This window comes from Streptosporangiales bacterium, from assembly GCA_009379825.1.
GTDB lineage: Bacteria > Actinomycetota > Actinomycetes > Streptosporangiales > WHST01 > WHST01.
Genome location: WHTA01000017.1, coordinates 21,818 through 37,138, shown reverse-complemented (window position 1 = coordinate 37,138; position 15,321 = coordinate 21,818). Strand labels below are relative to the sequence as shown.

Sequence of the window (15,321 nt, the reverse complement as noted above, 5' to 3'; positions counted from 1 at the left end):
CGACCAGCAGCCGATGATCCGGCTGGAGAACGTGACCAAGACCTACCCGGGTGTCGACGAGCCCGCGGTGGCGGACCTCTCCCTGGATGTCCATGCCGGTGAGATCGTCGTGTTGCTCGGTCCTTCCGGGTGCGGCAAGACGACCACCATGCGGATGATCAACCGGCTGATCGAGCCGACCAGCGGCCGGATCTACATCGACGGTGCCGACGTCACGAACGTCGACCCGGACGAGCTGCGCCGGCACATCGGATACGTCATCCAGCAGGTCGGTCTGCTCCCGCACCTCACCGTCGGCGCGAACATCGGGATGGTGCCGAAGGCGCTCGGTTGGGACAAGAAGCGGACCGACGACCGCGTGACCGAGCTGCTCGCACTGCTCGGCCTCGACCCGCCGGAGAGCTATCGGCGGCGCTATCCCAAGCAGCTGTCCGGTGGGCAACAGCAGCGGGTGGGGGTCGCCCGCGCGCTCGCTGCCGATCCACCGGTCATGTTGATGGACGAGCCGTTCGGTGCGCTCGACCCGATCATCAGGGACCGGCTGCAGGACGAGTTCCTCACCTTGCAGCAGCAGATCCACAAGACGATCGTGTTCGTCACCCACGACATCGAGGAGGCGCTGAAGCTCGGCGACCGGATCGCCATCTTCGGCACCGGCGGGCGCATCGCACAGTTCGACACCCCGATCAAGCTGCTCACCGAGCCGGCCGACGAGTTCGTCGCCTCGTTCATCGGCGCGGGGAGCTCGGTACGTCTCCTCGGCCTGCAACACGTCGAGGAGCTGCCGCTGCAGGCCGTCGACACCGTGGAGGACGAGCAGCAGGCGTCGCAGCACCTGGACGGCAAGCGCGTGCTGCTGACCGACGGCGGGCGCCCGGCGCGCTGGCTGCCCGCACTTGCCGACGGTCAGGTCGCGACGGTGCGCGGCGGTCAGACGCTGTACCAGGCACTGGACGCGATGCTGACCGCCCACGACGACCTCGCGGTCGTCACCGACGAAGACGGCCGGGTGCTCGGTGGGTTGTCGATGGACACGGTGCTTCGGCACGTGCCGAGCGACGAGGCCGGTGGCGGGTGATCTCGTGACGACTCGTGTCGACATCGAGACGCGGCCGCGGGCGGCGGACCCGTCGAGCAGGCGGTGGCGTGGGCTGTCCGTGTCCGACGTCGTAGTGACGCCGGCCGCGTTGCTCGCAGTGCTGGCCGCACTCTTCGTGTACCTGGGGGCGAAGGACCTGGACTCGATCGAGCGGCGGAACATCACCGCACAGCACATCGGGACCCTTCTGCTCGAGCACGTGCAGATGGTCGTCGTGTCCAGCGTGCTGGTGATCGTCCTGGCCGTGCCGCTCGGCGTGTTGCTGACCCGGTCGAAGTTCCGCGCCGCCGCCGTGCCGGTCGTCGCGGTGGCCAACCTCGGGCAGGCGATCCCCTCGGTCGGCATCCTCGTGCTGCTCGCGATCACCGTGGGCACCGGCTTCGCCATGGCGATCGTCGCCTTGGTGGCCGTCGCCTTCCTGTCGGTGCTGCGCAACACCATGGTCGGCATCTCCGGTGTCGACCGGTCGCTCATCGACGCCGCCCGCGGCATGGGACTGACCAAGTCGGCGGTGTTGTTCACCGTCGAGCTCCCGCTCTCCGTACCGGTGATCCTCGCGGGAGTACGGGTGGCACTGATCATCAATGTCGGCAGCGCGGCGCTGGCGACGTATACGAACGCGGGTGGCCTCGGTGACCTGATCCAGGCCGGCATCGCGTTGGGTCGGATGCCGATGTTGATCGCCGGGAGCGTGCTCACCGCAGTGCTGGCACTCGGTCTGGACTGGCTTGCCGGGATCGTCGAGCGAGTCCTCCGTCCACGGGGTCTCTGACCAGACTCTGCAGAGAAAGGAAAACGCATGCATGCCAAGGAATCTGGGCGCGGCGGTCGGTTGACGCGGCGGCTGCAACTCGCCGCCGGCGTTGCGGCGGTCGGTCTGCTGGCGAGCGGTTGCCTGCTCGGCGAGGACAGCGCGGGCGGGGACGCCGAGCCGGGCAGCCTCGCGAAGAGCGCGGACCTCGAGGGCGTCGAGATCACCGTCGGCTCGAAGGAGTTCACCGAGCAGCTGAACCTGTGCGAGATCACGGCGCTCGCGTTGGAGTCGGCCGGTGCGGACGTCACCCGCAAGTGCGGCCTGTCGGGCAGCAACACCACGCGCACGGCTCTGACGTCCGGCAAGATCGACGTCTACTGGGAGTACACGGGCACCGCGTGGATCAGCTACCTGAAGCACACCAAGCCGGTGGCCGGCGCGGACGCGCAGTACGACGCGGTCGCAAAGGAAGACAAGAGCAAGCACGACATCGTCTGGCTCGACAAGGCGCCGTTCAACAACACGTACGCCGTCGCGACGACCAACGAGAACGCGAAGAAGTCCGGGGTGACGAGCCTCTCCGCGTACTCGAAGCTCGCCAACGAGAACGTCGGCGACGCGGGGATGTGCGTCAACGGCGAGTTCAGCTCTCGCGACGACGGCCTCCCTGGCGTGCAGAAGCACTACGGCTTCAAGCTGCCGTCGAAGTCCGTGGCGACGCTGGAAGAGGGCGCCATCTACAAGGCGATCGACAAGCAGAGTCCGTGCAAGTACGGCATGGTCACGCCGACCGACGGCCGGATCAAGGGTCTCGGGCTGACCGTACTGAAGGACGACAAGGCGTTCTTCCCGATCTACAACCCGGCGCCGAACGTGCGTAAGCCGGTGCTGGACAAGAACCCTGCGGTCGCCAAGGCACTCAACCCGCTCGCCAAGGCGCTCGACCTGAAGACCATCCAGGAGCTCAACACCAAGGTAGACATCGACGGCGAGAAGCCAAAGGACGTCGCCGAGGAGTGGCTGCAGAAGGAAGGCTTCATCGGCAAGTAGGCACAGCTTCGTCGGTACGCGCCAGCCGGTCGGTTGCCGGCTGGCGCGTACTGCTTTCCCCGGCAGCGGCGCTACCCTGGTAGGTGTACGAGCGAGAGGTCGCGCCATGGCCGTCGACGTTGTCACCGAGATCGTCATCGAGGCGCCGTGCGAGCGGGTGGCGGAGTACGCGGGCGATCCGTCCAACGCACCACAGTGGTACGTCAACATCGAGTCGGTCGAGTGGCACACCGACCCGCCGGTGGCAGTGGGCTCGCGGGTCGCGTTCGTCGCTAGGTTCCTCGGCCGCAGGCTCGAGTACACCTACGAGATCGTCGAGCCCGTATCGGGTGAGCGGTTGGTCATGCGCACCGCCGACGGGCCGTTCCCGATGGAGACCACGTACACCTGGCGACCACACGGCGACACGGCTACCCACATGACGTTGCGGAACCGAGGTGAGCCGCGAGGGTTCGCGCAGCTGAGTGCACCGATGCTCGCCGCCGCGATGAAGCGCGCCAACCGCCACGACCTGGCCAACCTGAAGGCGTTGCTCGAACGCTAATTGCCGTGCGGCAAGACGAGAGCGCCACTATCGTTGTGGGCATGGAGCGCGCTGGATCGACGAGGACGCCGGATTCCGTCCCGGCGCGCTGACTCACGTACAAAGCTGTTCGAGCCCCGGGCGAGTGTCCCGGGGCCTAGTCTTGCGGTCACTCGCCTCAAGCCTTGCGAGGAGACCGCGATGCCCGACCATCGCAAGCTCGGCCGTGAGCTGGGCCTGTTCGACACCGACCCGCTGCTGGGCGCCGGGTTGCCGTACTGGTTGCCCGACGGTGCGATCGTGCGGCACAGCCTGGAGGAGTACGTCCGTAACGTCGAGCGGCGGGCGGGGTACCAACACGTGTACTCGCCGGTGCTCGGCAAACGGGAGCTGTACCAGATCTCCGGGCACTGGTCGCACTACGGCGACGACATGTACCCGGCGATGGACCTGGGTGGGGAACAGCTCGTGCTGCGGCCGAGCCTGTGCCCGCACCACGCGGTGATCTACCGTTCCCGCGCACACAGTTATCGGGAGCTGCCGCTGCGGATGGCAGAGCTCGGCGGCATGTACCGCGCGGAGCTGTCCGGCGTGCTCGGCGGTCTGACCCGGGTGCGGGCCATCCAGCTCAACGATGCGCACATCTTCTGCACCGCCGACCAGGTGGCCGACGAGGCGCAGGCGGCGCTGCAGTTGGTAGTCCAGGTCCAGCAGGCGCTCGACATCAGCCCGGCGCGGTACCGGTTGTCGCTGCCAGGCCCCGGCGGCAAGTATGTGGCGGATGCCGAGCTGTGGCAGCGTGCCACCGCTATGCTGACCGAGGTGCTCGACGCGTCGGGTCTGCCGTACGAGCGGGCCGAGGGCGAGGCGGCGTTCTACGGCCCGAAGCTCGACGTCCAGTTCGCCGACTCCGCGGGCCGTGAGTACACCCTGTCCACCGTGCAGGTCGACCTCTACCAACCGGAACGCTTCGACCTCCAGTACGTCGGTGCGGACGGCGCCAAGCATCGGCCGGTGATGGTGCACCGCAGCCTCATCGGCAGTGCGGAGCGTGCGGTCGCGATACTCGTCGAACAGCTCGGCGGTGCCTTGCCCGCGTGGCTGGCACCGGTGCAGGTAGCGGTGCTGCCGGTGTCCGAAGGGGAGCGCGCAAACGCCGCGGCCCTTGTAGAGCAGTGCGAGAATCACGGTCTACGAGCACGCCTGTTCGACCCGGCAGGCGGCACTCTCGGCGCACGTGTCAGACAGGCGCGCCTGGTGCCGTACCAAGCGGTCATCGGCCCCCGCGAGGCCGCTGCCGCCTCGATAGCCCTACGCCTCCGCGACGGCCGGCAACCGCCGGCCATGCGGGCCGCCACCCTCGCGCCCCGGCTGGCGGACCTGATAGCCGCGCACACTCCCACCCTCTGGCCCGACGATGGCTGACCTACTTGCCGTCAGGGCGTAGGGCGAGGTCGGTCAGCCAGGAGTGGTAGCGCAGTGTCTCCGCCAGCTCGGGGCGGGCGCGGGTGCGGTCGGCGCGTTTCACGGCGGACCAGCCTGCCGGGTCCGCGGCCAGCCGCGATGCGCAGGCGTGGGCGTCGGCGGCCGTGCCTGGCGTGGTCAGCAGGCCGCCGGCCACGGCAGCGTCCGCGTCGAGCGTGCCGCCTGTCCAGGTGAGGCGCGCCGCCGCGGGCGCGGCGCCGGCACGCGCGGCGAGCCAACCGGTGGCACCGACCAACGCCGCCGCTGGCGCCTCCCCGACTGCGACGGTAACGTGCGGGCCGCCGATGCGGACGTCCGCGGTCAACAGCAGTGCGGTGCCGAGGCCGCTCACCGCCGAGTCCACGGCGACGATCACCGGGCAGTCGAGCGCGAACAACGCGGTGACAAGTCCCTGCGCCTTCCCGATCGTGGCCTGGTCGGTCAGGTCGGCGACGTCCGGTACGTGCGCCCACGCCTGCCCGTCGACCTCGACGACGACTGCCGCCGGGGCCTCGCGCCGCCAGCCACGTACGGCGTCCGCCAACGCACCGCGCGCTTCCGCGGCGAGCCGGGCGCCCGGCCCTTCGTCGGTGCACCTGAACGTCGCGATGTCGCCCATGATCACCGTCCCACGAAGTTGGCCGGCCGCTTCTCAAGGAACGCGTTGATGCCCTCGACGTGGTCCTCGGTAGACAACAGCGTGGCGAGCAACGACTTCTCCTGGGCAAGCGCCGCCGTAACCGGTAGCTCCTCGGAGCTGCGCACGGCCTGGCGCGCCAGCCGCACGGCCACCGGGCTGTGGGCCGCGACCCGCGCAGCGAGGGCGACGCCGGCTTCGACCACCCGTTCTGCCGGCACCACCTCGGCCACGACGCCGTAATCGGCCGCGGTCCACGCGTCCAGGGTGTCCGTGCCCAGTACGACCTCAGCCGCCCGGTACCGCCCGGCCGCGCGAGCCCAGCGTTGGCTGCCGCCGGCTCCCGGCAGCAGACCTAGCCGCACCTCCGGCTGCCCGAACGTCGCGGTGTCCGCCGCCACCACCAGGTCGCAGCTCAACGCCAGCTCGCACCCGCCGCCGAGGACGAAGCCGGCGACCGCCGTGACCGTCGGCTTGGGGAACGCCGCCAGCCGTTGCCAGGCCGCCTGCCGCTGCGACGCCAGGTAGTCGGCCGGGCTGGTGTCGCGCAGCTCCCGTACGTCGGCGCCGGACGCGAACACCGTGGCGCCACCGGTGAGCACGAGTGCCCGCACCTCGTCGTCGCCGCCGGCGCGGTCGAACGCGTCGGCGAGGTCGGTCATGACGTCGGTGGTGAGTGCGTTCCTGGTCCGGGGCCGCGAGATGGTCACCACCGCCACCTGGCCGCGTCGCTCGTAGTGGACTGCCGGGTCGTCCACGCTCGCCTCCTCCGTGACATACCCGCAGGTATCTCGTCATGTCGACGGTCGAGTGCTCGATATGCCTTGCTGTACAAGGCATATCGGATCTTGACAGGCCAGAGGGCTTTTGTCTACGGTTGCGTTGACATACGCTACGGTAGGTACCCGCGCAGTCGAGGACGGGAGCGTCGCTGTGTCCGTGATCTGGGAGCCGGAGCTGACCGAGGAAGGGCGACACTGGCGAGATCTCGTCCGCGGGCTTGCCGAGGAGCACTTCGCGCCGTTGGTCGCGCAGCTCGACAGCGAGCAGCGTTACCCGTGGGAGAACGTGCAGGTGCTGGTCGACAGCGGCCTCGCGGGGCTCTTCGTCGGCAAGGAGTTCGGCGGCCAGGAGGCCCGGTTCGACACCGTGTGCGCCGTGATCGAGGAGCTGTCGCGGGTGTGTCCGTCCACCGGCGCGATCCTCACCGCCTACGCGCTCGGCGGCACGCCGCTGGTGCTCGCGGGCACGCCGGAGCAGCGGGAGCGCTACCTCGGTGGTCTCGCCGGTGGCAAGGCCGTCAGCTTCGCCCTGACCGAGGTGGGCGCGGGCAGCGACGCCGCGCGCATCACGACCACCGCCGTCAGGGAAGGGGATGGTTGGCGGTTGCGCGGCGAGAAGATCTACATCGGCAACGGCGGCGCGTCGCAGTACTACGTGGTGTTCGCGCTGACCGATCCTGAGGCCGGCGCGCGCGGCATCTCCGCGTTCATGGTCGACAAGGGCGCCACGGGCGTTGTCATCGACCGTTACGAGGACAAGATGGGGTTGCGTGGCACCAACACGAGCAACCTCAAGCTCGATACCTGGGTTGCCGACGACACGCTCATCGGTGAGCTCAACCGGGGCATGGGTCTGGCGATGCGCACACTCAACGCCGGACGCATCACCGTCGCCGCGCAGTCGATCGGCGTAGCGCTCGCCGCGTACGACGTGGCGTCGCGCGAAGCGGTGCGGCGCCAGACGTTCGGCACCTCCATCATCGACAACCAGGGCATCTCGTTCCCGCTCGCCGACGTCGCGACCCGCATCACCGCGGCACGGATGATTACCTGGCACGCGGCACAGACGTACGCGGACGGCGGCGATGTCGCGATCCTCGGTGCCATGGCGAAGCTCGACGCGAGCGAAGCCGCGCACCTCGCCGCCAACGTCGCGGTGCAGATCTTCGGCGGTGACGGTTACTGCAAGCCGTGCCCGGCCGAACGGATCTACCGTGACCAACGGATCCTGGAGATCTACGAGGGCACGTCGGAGATCCAGCGGCTGGTGATCGGGCGGGCCATCAAGAGCGAGGCGGCGTGAGCCAGCTGCTCGACGCGGCCGCCACCGTGTTCACCCGGTACGGCTACGCCGCGACGACCATCGACGCCATCGCGGAGCAGCTCGGTGCGACGAAGAGACGCGTCTACCACTACTACCGCGCGAAGTCCGACATCTTCCTCGACCTCATCATCGCCGGCATGCAGGAGATGATCGACGGGGTTGCACCACTGGCGATCCAGCGCGACGTGTCGAGCGTCGACCGGCTGTGGCGGATGGCGCACTACCACGCTGGCCTGATGATGACGCGCAACTCGTATCAGCGGGTGGCGGTGCAGGCGGTGGAGATGCATCGGCTGCAACAGCTTGCCGTGAAGCGGGAACCGCTGGACAAGTTCATCGCGCTGCGCGACGAGTACGAGCGGCTGTTCGCCGACGTCATCGACGAGGGCAAGCGCGACGGCTACCTGCGCGACGTGGACCCGCGCCTGGCCACCAAGCCGGTGCTCGGGGCGCTGAACTGGATCAGCCTCTGGTACGACCCGGAACGCGGTGACTACGCCGGCATAGCGAAAGTCGCCGACGAGTACGCCGACTTCGTGGTCAACGGGCTGCGGCGGAACCGGCCATGACGAGCACCGTGGCACGGGACCGCTACTGGGACGTCGTCGAGACGCAGCCGCGGGAGCGGCTGCGTGAGCTGCAGCTGCAACGTCTCCGCCGCCAGCTCGACTACGTCGGTGCGCACAGCGACTTCTACCGTGCACAGTGGCGCGATCTCGGCTTCGAGCCGGGCGACGTTACGGCCCTCGACGACCTCGCGGCGTTGCCGGTCGTCGGCAAGTCCGACTACGTAGCGGCGTTGGCGGACGCCCAGCCGTGGGGCAGCTTCCTCGCCGCCACACCTGACGATGTGCGGCGGGTGCACTTCTCGTCCGGCACCACCGGTGCGCCGACTCCGGTGTGCTGGACGGCGCGCGACCTCGACCGGTGGGCCGACCTGTGGGCACGGATGGCGTATAGCCAGGGCGTGCGCTCGCACGACGTCTACCAGTGCCTGTTCGGCTATCCATGGTTCGTCGGCGGTCTCGGCGGCACGGCGGGGTTCGGCCGCATCGGCGCGACGGTCATCCCGGCCGGTTCTGGGGACACCGACCGGCAGCTCGACACTATCGTCAGGTACGGCACGACGTCGGTGACCGGTACGCCGTCGTTCGTACTGCACCTGGCAGACGTCGCCGCGAGGAACGGCCGGTCGCTGCGCGACACGGCGGTGCGGCACATCCAGGTCGGCGGCGAACCCGGCGGCGGTCTGCCCGCGACGCGTGCGGCGATCGAGCAGCAGTGGGGAGCGCGCTGCTACGACGGGTACGGGAGCCTGGAGTTCCAGCCGATCGCCTGGGAGTGCGAGGAGCAGGCGGGTGCGCACCTGGCCGAGGACTTCACCTACGCGGAGGTGCTCGACCCGGACTCGCTTGAACCTGTGCCTGACGGTTCGCCCGGTGTGCTCGTGCTGACGCACCCGGACAAGCAGGCATGCCCGTTGGTGCGTTGGTGGACCGGTGACGTCGTCGTGCTCGACCGGGATACCTGCACATGCGGGCGTACGCACGCCAGGCTGGCCGGCGGTGTGCTCGGCCGGCGCGGCGACATGCTCGTCGTCCGCGGCGTGAACGTCTTTCCCCGCGCGGTCGAGCAGCTGGTGCGGCGTACCCCGCATGCGTCGGGGGAGTACCAGATCGTGTTGTCAGAGCGGGTGACCGATCCGGCGACCGGCTACCTCACCGGTATCGAGCTGCGGGTGGAGACGGATGTGCCCGATCCCGCGGCGTTCGCCGAGCAACTGACCGCCGCAGTACGTGCCGAGTTGAACGTACGGTGCTACGTGGACGTGGTCGCCGTTGGAACGTTGCCGCGTAGCACGCACAAGAGCAAGCGGGTCGTACGCGAAGGAGCGACATGAACCGAGAGGCATTCCTGGTCGGCGGCGTGCGCACGCCGAACGGTCGCTACGGCGGCTCGCTGCGTGAGGTGCCGGTCGTCGAGCTCGGTGGCATCGCCGGGCGTGCGGCCGTCGAACGGGCCGGGATCGACGCCGCGCTCGTCGGCGAGACCATCGTGAGCAACTGCCGGCAGGCCGGCAACGGCCCGAACCCGGGACGGCAGATCTCGCTGAAATCCGGTGTCGGGCAACGGGTTCCGGCGCAGACCGTGAACATGGCGTGCGCGTCCGGGCTGAAGGTGCTCGACCTGGCACGGCAGGCGGTCGCCGTCGGCAGCGCGGACACCGTGCTCGCCGTCTCGGCGGAGAGCATGTCCACGATGCCGTTCCTCGCGCCGTCCGCACTGCGGTGGGGCGGTGCGCGCCGAGGCGACATCACCATCTACGACGGCTGGCGCGACGGCGGCACCGACCCGAGCTGTGGCATGAACATGGGGCAGACGGCCGAGAAGGTGGCGCGCGAGTTCGGCGTCGAGCGCGGCGCCCAGGACGAGTGGTCGGTACGCAGCCACCAGTGTCTCGCGGCGGCGTGGGACGAGGGCAGGTTCGCGTCGCAGGTCGTGCCGGTCGAGACCGACGAGGGCTCGCTGGCAACCGACGAGGGTCTGCGCCGCGACTCCACGGTGGAGAAGCTGGCCGGGCTGAAGCCGTCGTTCGAGAAGGACGGCACGGTCACGGCGGGCAACGCGAGCCAGATGGCCGACGGTGCAGCAGGGATCGTCGTGGTGAGCGGAGATTCGTTGCAGCGCAACGGATTGACGCCGCGCGCCCGTATCCGGTCGTTCGCCCAGGTGGGTGTCGACCCGACGATGATGGGCATCGGCCCGGCGTACGCGATCCCCGCCGCGCTGGATGCGGCCGGGTTGGCGCCCACCGACGTCGACCTGTTCGAGATCAACGAGGCGTTCGGTGCGCAGATCGTGCAGAACGTGCGCGCCCTCGGTCTGGACGAGGACGTTGTGAACGTCAACGGCGGCGGCATCGCACTCGGCCACCCGACCGGGCAGAGCGGCCTGCGGCTCGTCGTCACGTTGCTCGCCGAGCTCGAACGGCGCGACCTGCAGCTCGGAGTGGCGAGCCTCTGCGTCGGCGGTGGCATGGGCGTGGCCGCGGTGATCGAGCGGGTGGCTGCATGAACGGCGAGGGCAAGCTCGCCGGCGTCGGTGTGCTCGTCGTCGGTCTCGGGCCGATGGGCCGCGGCATTGCGCGGGTCTTCGACCGCGCCGGTGCCCGCGTGAGCGTCGTGGACATCTCGCCGGAGGACACGGCCACGGGACTTGACCGCATCCGTGCCGAAGCCGACAAGGACGGCGAGACGCTGCACGACATGCAGGGTGCCGAGCTGGCGGACGCGGTGTCGCAGGCGGAGCTCGTCGTCGAGGCCGCCGTCGAGGACATGGCCGTCAAGCGCCAGCTGCTCGCGGACATCGCGGCCGCTGGCGGTCCCGAGCTGGTCGTCGCGTCGAACACGTCGTCGCTGAGCATCGGCGAGATGGGGCACGCGTTCGGCGACCCCGCACGGGTCGTCGGCATGCACTTCTTCAACCCGCCGACGAAGATGCGGCTGGTCGAGGTGATCGTTGCGGCCGGCACGAGCGCACGGACCGCCGACCGTGCGCGCGAACTGGTCGCTGCCCTTGGCAAGACCGCCGTCACGTGCGCCGACTCGCCGAACTTCATCGTCAACCGGGTCTGCCGCCCGCTGTACTACGAGGCACAGCTGCTGGTGTCGCAGGGCGTCGAGCCTGGCGTGGTCGACGCCGTGGCCTGCGGCGCACTGGGGCACCCGATGGGGCCGTTGACGCTGCTCGACTTCACCGGGCTGCACACCCACCTGGCGTCGTCGGAGACCGCACTGCGCGAGTTCGGCGACCCGCGCTACCGGCCGGTCCCGTTGGTACGCAGGCTCGTCCGCAGCGGCATGACCGGCCGGGCGGCCGGTCATGGCTACTACGACTACGCGGCGGAGAAACCGCGCGCCGCGCTCGCCCGGGTGACCAGGCAGCCGGGCGAGGCGGGGGATCCAGGCGTGCAGATCTACCGCTGCGGTGCACCCACCGAGCGCGACCTGCGTGAGGTACGCGACATGGCGGCCGCCGGTCCTGTGGTGGTAGACAGTTCGGACGGGCACTGGCTCGAGGCGCTCCCCGACGGCGTCGGCTGGCTGCATCTGCACCAGGCGCCGCACGGTGGTGTGTTCGCCGAGGTGGTGCACGACGAGGTCGCCGGAATCGAGGTGCCGTCATTCGTCTACGCCATGCTGGACGGGCTCGGTGCTGCCGCTGTGGAGGTGCCGGCGTTGCCCGGCCTGGTGGCCGACCGGCTGGCGCACTGCATGGCGAACGAGGCGAGCACGCTGGTCGAGGAGGGGATCGCAACGCCGGCCGACATCGACACGGCGCTGGCGCTCGGCATGAACCACCCGCGCGGGCCGTTCGAGCAACTCGCGGCCGACGGCGCCGACGTCGTGTGCAGCAGCCTGCGCTCGATGGCCGAGCGTACGGGCGACCCGCGTTACCGGCCGGCCCAGCTGTTGGTGCGGCAGGCGGCGCGCCGCTGAGCAACGAGGAGTGGTGGCGATGACCGTGGCCGAGGCCAGCGACGTCTCGAAGCTGCGCGCGGAGGTGCGCGAGCTGGTCGAGCAGTGGCGGCGCGCGGGACGTATCGAGCCGCAGTGCGACGCGTGGCTGCGCGGGTACGACCCGGAGTTCAGCCGTGCACTCGCAGAACGCGGCTGGATCGGCCTGACCTGGCCACGCCACCTCGGCGGCAGCGAGCGGTCGGCCGTCGCCCGGCTGGTGCTCACCGAGGAGCTGCTGCGTACCGGCGCGCCTGTCGCCGGGCACTGGATGGGCGACAGGCAGATCGGCCCGGCCATCCTGCGCTACGGCACGCCCGAGCTGCAGCGCCGTTACCTGCCGCGGATCGCCGCCGGCCACGTGACGTTCTGCCTCGGCATGAGCGAGACGGAGTCCGGGTCCGACCTCGCGTCGGTGCGGACGAAGGCGACGCAGGTCGACGGTGGCTGGCGGATCACCGGCCGCAAGATCTGGACCAGCCACGCGCACCGCGCCACGCACGCGTACGTGCTCGCCCGTTCGGACGCCTCGGGCGACAAGCACGAGGGGCTCACCGAGTTCATCGTGGACATGACCGCCGCGGGCGTCGAGGTGCGGCCGATCTACGACCTGCGTGGCGACCACCACTTCAACGAGGTCACCTTCGACGACGTCTTCGTGCCCGATAGCGAGGTGCTCGGCCGGCCGGGCAACGGCTGGACCCAGGTCACCGAACAGCTGGCGTTCGAGCGCGGCGGGATGGAGCGCGTGCTCAGCACGTACCCGCTGCTGCTCGAGGTCGTCGCAGCGGCGGACAGCGACGCCGACGTCGAACGCGTGGGCGACGCCTTCGCGCTCGTCGCGACACTGCGCAGGCTCGGGCTGCGGGTCGCCGACGAGATCGACCGCGGTGCGGCGCCGGTGCTGCCTGCCGCCGTGCTGAAGGACGTCGGCACGCTGTTCGAGCAGGACGTCAACGAGCTCGCGCGGACGGTGCTCGACGTCGAACCTGACCCGTTCGGCGGCGGTGCCGCGCAGCTGCTCGCCGAGGGTGTGCTCGCCGCACCCGGGTTCACCATCCGCGGCGGCGTGACCGCCATCCTCCGCACCATCGTCGCGCGCGAGGTGCGCAACGGCGGGCGTGCGCTGACCCGGCCGATCGGCACCCCCGAGCTCGCCGAGGTCGCCGACGACGTACTGAGCGAGCGTGGCGGGGAACCGGACACCGAGCTCGCTCCCGGCGGGGTCTGGGCCACGGCCGTCGAGCTCGGGTGGCCCGGTGTCGGTTGCGCGGAGGAGCTGGGCGGGTCCGGCGGTGAGCTCGCCGACCTGGTGCCGCTGGTGCAGGCGTGCGGCCGGCACGTGGTGAGCATGCCGCTGGCCGAGTCCGCCTGGGCCAGGTTGCTCGCCGCGCGGTACGGGCACGAGGTCTCCGGACTGCCCTCGACCGTGGTGCTGCCGCGCCAGGGAACTGAGACGTTGCGCGTCGACGGCGACACCGTCACGGGGACCGTGCAGCGCGTGCCGTGGGGATGCGCGGCGGCGACGTTGCTCGCCGTGGCGACCGACACCGACGACAGCCGCGTGCTGCTCGAGGTGGCCGGCGACGCCGGTGGCGTGACCCGTACACCGGCGGCGAACCTGGCCGGCGAACCGCGCGACACCGTGCACTTCGAGCAGGCCGTGGCGACGCGGATCGCGACGTTGGGCGCGGACGAGGAGCCGCTCGCCGTCGGCGCGCTGTTGCGTACCGCCCAGACGGTAGGCGCGTTGCAGACCGCCCTGGCACACACGGCCGAGCACGTCGCCGTACGCGAGCAGTTCGGCCGGCCGCTGGCCAAGTTCCAGGACGTCGGCGCACACCTCGCCGGGATGTTCGAACAGGTCACGCTGGCCGAGGTGGCGCTCGAGTCCGCGGTGGCAGCCGACGACGGCGACCGCATAGCCGTCGCGGCCGTTGTCGCGGCGCGGGCAGCCACGACGGTGACCAGGTCGGCGCACCAGCTGCACGGCGCGATCGGGATCACCCGCGAGCACCCGCTGCACCTGGTGACCCGCCGGCTGTGGTCGTGGCGGGACGAGGTCGGCGGCGAGCGCTACTGGGCGCGCCGAATCGGCCGGCGGGTGTGCGACCTCGGGCAGGATCCGCTGTGGGACTGGGTGATCGGAGAACGGACATGACTGGGCAGAACAGGGTCGCGCTGAGCGCCGACGCGGGCGTGTGGACGTTGACCCTCGACGACCCTGACCGCCGCAACTGCCTGGACATGGAGCTGTGTGCGGAGCTCGGCGCCGCCGTCGAGACGGTGGCCGCTGACGTGGACGCCCGCGTACTGCTCGTCACCGGCGCGGGCAAGGCGTTCTGCGCGGGCGCGGACCTGCCCGCCCTGTTCGGCGACAGCAGCCGTACGGTGGCGCAGACCCGTACGCACCTGCATCGCGTGTACGACAGCTTCCTGCGCATCCGCGACCTGCCGATCCCCACCGTCGCCGCCGTACAGGGCCCGGCGATCGGCGCCGGCCTCAACCTGGCGATGAGCTGCGACGTCCGGATCGCAGGACCGAGGGCGTCGTTCGCCGCCACGTTCTCGAAGATCGGCCTGCACCCAGGCGGCGGCTGTACGTGGTTCCTCGTCGACACGCTGGGCACCCAGCAGGCGATGGCGATCCTGCTCGGCGGCGGCGCCGTAGAGGGCGAGGCAGCGGTACGCGCCGGCCTGGCGCTCAAGCTCGCCGACGACCCGCTCGCGCGCGCCCAGGAGCTGGCCGGCCAGTGGGCAAAGCTCGACCCGGAACTCGCCCGCGACATCAAGACCTCCGTACGCACCGCCCGCAACGGCGGCTTCGACGCCGCCCTGGAGCTCGAGTCCTGGGCGCAGGCATCCGCCTCCACCAAGCCGGAGATCCAGGCCACCGTGGACCGCTTCCGCCGCTCCTGACCCCGGCCCCCGCGGGCGCCGGGCCGGTTGACCCGACACCGCCCCGTCACGCCACCCGCTGGCGAAATGTCGCCAGCCGTCCGATCCACGGGAGGCGGGCCACCTGGCCGCCGCGAACCGTGCCCCGGGTGGTCGCCTTGCGCGTCTGCCCGCCGCGCGGCCGACCAGCCCGCCGAGCCGCCTGCAACCAGCCCAGCTAGGCCACGCCTGGTTTGGGCTGGCCGGCACCACCAGCTGGCCTGCCAACCGCCT

The 15,321-nt window shown here is 70.4% G+C and carries 14 protein-coding genes; 12 read left to right on the top strand and 2 right to left on the bottom strand.

All coding sequences use genetic code 11. The features are described 5' to 3' along the window. Positions 1 to 13 precede the first annotated feature (13 nt). The 5 genes from GEV07_11395 to thrS all read left to right on the top strand — a co-directional run bounded on the left by GEV07_11395 (position 14) and on the right by thrS (position 4,851). Positions 14 to 1,078 (top strand): ATP-binding cassette domain-containing protein, encoded by a 1,065-nt coding sequence (locus GEV07_11395; GenBank protein MQA03296.1) that lies wholly within the window; start codon positions 14 to 16, stop codon positions 1,076 to 1,078. 4 nt (positions 1,079 to 1,082) lie between these two features. Next, complete coding sequence (locus GEV07_11390) at positions 1,083 to 1,871, top strand: ABC transporter permease subunit (protein ID MQA03295.1); 789 nt, start codon at positions 1,083 to 1,085, stop codon at positions 1,869 to 1,871. A 27-nt stretch (positions 1,872 to 1,898) separates the two neighbouring features. Beyond that, the gene (locus tag GEV07_11385; GenBank protein MQA03294.1) at positions 1,899 to 2,903 is read left to right on the top strand and encodes a glycine/betaine ABC transporter substrate-binding protein; all 1,005 of its coding nucleotides are present in this window, start codon (positions 1,899 to 1,901) and stop codon (positions 2,901 to 2,903) included. A 106-nt stretch (positions 2,904 to 3,009) separates the two neighbouring features. Continuing rightward, entirely contained in the window at positions 3,010 to 3,447 is a 438-nt protein-coding gene (locus GEV07_11380) for an ATPase (protein ID MQA03293.1), read from the top strand. A gap of 180 nt (positions 3,448 to 3,627) precedes the next feature. Further along, entirely contained in the window at positions 3,628 to 4,851 is a 1,224-nt protein-coding gene (gene thrS / locus GEV07_11375) for a threonine--tRNA ligase (protein ID MQA03292.1), read from the top strand. 1 nt (position 4,852) lies between these two features. On the opposite strand, the gene GEV07_11370 is transcribed toward thrS, so the two are convergent. Continuing rightward, positions 4,853 to 5,509 carry a hypothetical protein gene (locus tag GEV07_11370; protein ID MQA03291.1) on the bottom strand — a complete coding sequence of 219 codons (657 nt, stop codon included), beginning with the start codon at positions 5,507 to 5,509 and terminating at the stop codon, positions 4,853 to 4,855. Between the two features lie 2 nt (positions 5,510 to 5,511). Beyond that, positions 5,512 to 6,246, bottom strand: coding sequence for an enoyl-CoA hydratase (locus tag GEV07_11365; GenBank protein ID MQA03290.1), 735 nt, complete (start codon positions 6,244 to 6,246; stop codon positions 5,512 to 5,514). 214 nt (positions 6,247 to 6,460) lie between these two features. Between GEV07_11365 and GEV07_11360 the strand changes: the two genes are divergently transcribed. From GEV07_11360 to GEV07_11330, 7 genes are read left to right on the top strand one after another with little or no spacing between them, the layout of a single operon-like run. Further along, complete coding sequence (locus tag GEV07_11360) at positions 6,461 to 7,612, top strand: acyl-CoA dehydrogenase (protein MQA03289.1); 1,152 nt, start codon at positions 6,461 to 6,463, stop codon at positions 7,610 to 7,612. Then, positions 7,609 to 8,202, top strand: coding sequence for a TetR family transcriptional regulator (locus GEV07_11355; GenBank protein ID MQA03288.1), 594 nt, complete (start codon positions 7,609 to 7,611; stop codon positions 8,200 to 8,202). The genes GEV07_11360 and GEV07_11355 overlap by 4 nt, the downstream gene beginning before the upstream one ends. Next, positions 8,199 to 9,533, top strand: coding sequence for an AMP-binding protein (locus tag GEV07_11350; protein ID MQA03287.1), 1,335 nt, complete (start codon positions 8,199 to 8,201; stop codon positions 9,531 to 9,533). Before GEV07_11355 ends, GEV07_11350 begins: the two co-directional genes overlap by 4 nt. Further along, on the top strand, positions 9,530 to 10,708 hold the full coding sequence (locus GEV07_11345) for an acetyl-CoA C-acyltransferase (protein ID MQA03286.1): 1,179 nt from the start codon (positions 9,530 to 9,532) through the stop codon (positions 10,706 to 10,708). The genes GEV07_11350 and GEV07_11345 overlap by 4 nt, the downstream gene beginning before the upstream one ends. Then, positions 10,705 to 12,132 carry an NADPH nitroreductase gene (locus GEV07_11340; GenBank protein ID MQA03285.1) on the top strand — a complete coding sequence of 476 codons (1,428 nt, stop codon included), beginning with the start codon at positions 10,705 to 10,707 and terminating at the stop codon, positions 12,130 to 12,132. Before GEV07_11345 ends, GEV07_11340 begins: the two co-directional genes overlap by 4 nt. A 19-nt stretch (positions 12,133 to 12,151) precedes the next feature. Beyond that, complete coding sequence (locus GEV07_11335) at positions 12,152 to 14,311, top strand: acyl-CoA dehydrogenase (protein ID MQA03284.1); 2,160 nt, start codon at positions 12,152 to 12,154, stop codon at positions 14,309 to 14,311. Beyond that, the gene (locus tag GEV07_11330; GenBank protein ID MQA03283.1) at positions 14,308 to 15,069 is read left to right on the top strand and encodes an enoyl-CoA hydratase; all 762 of its coding nucleotides are present in this window, start codon (positions 14,308 to 14,310) and stop codon (positions 15,067 to 15,069) included. The genes GEV07_11335 and GEV07_11330 overlap by 4 nt, the downstream gene beginning before the upstream one ends. The last annotated feature ends 252 nt before the right edge of the window (positions 15,070 to 15,321 follow it).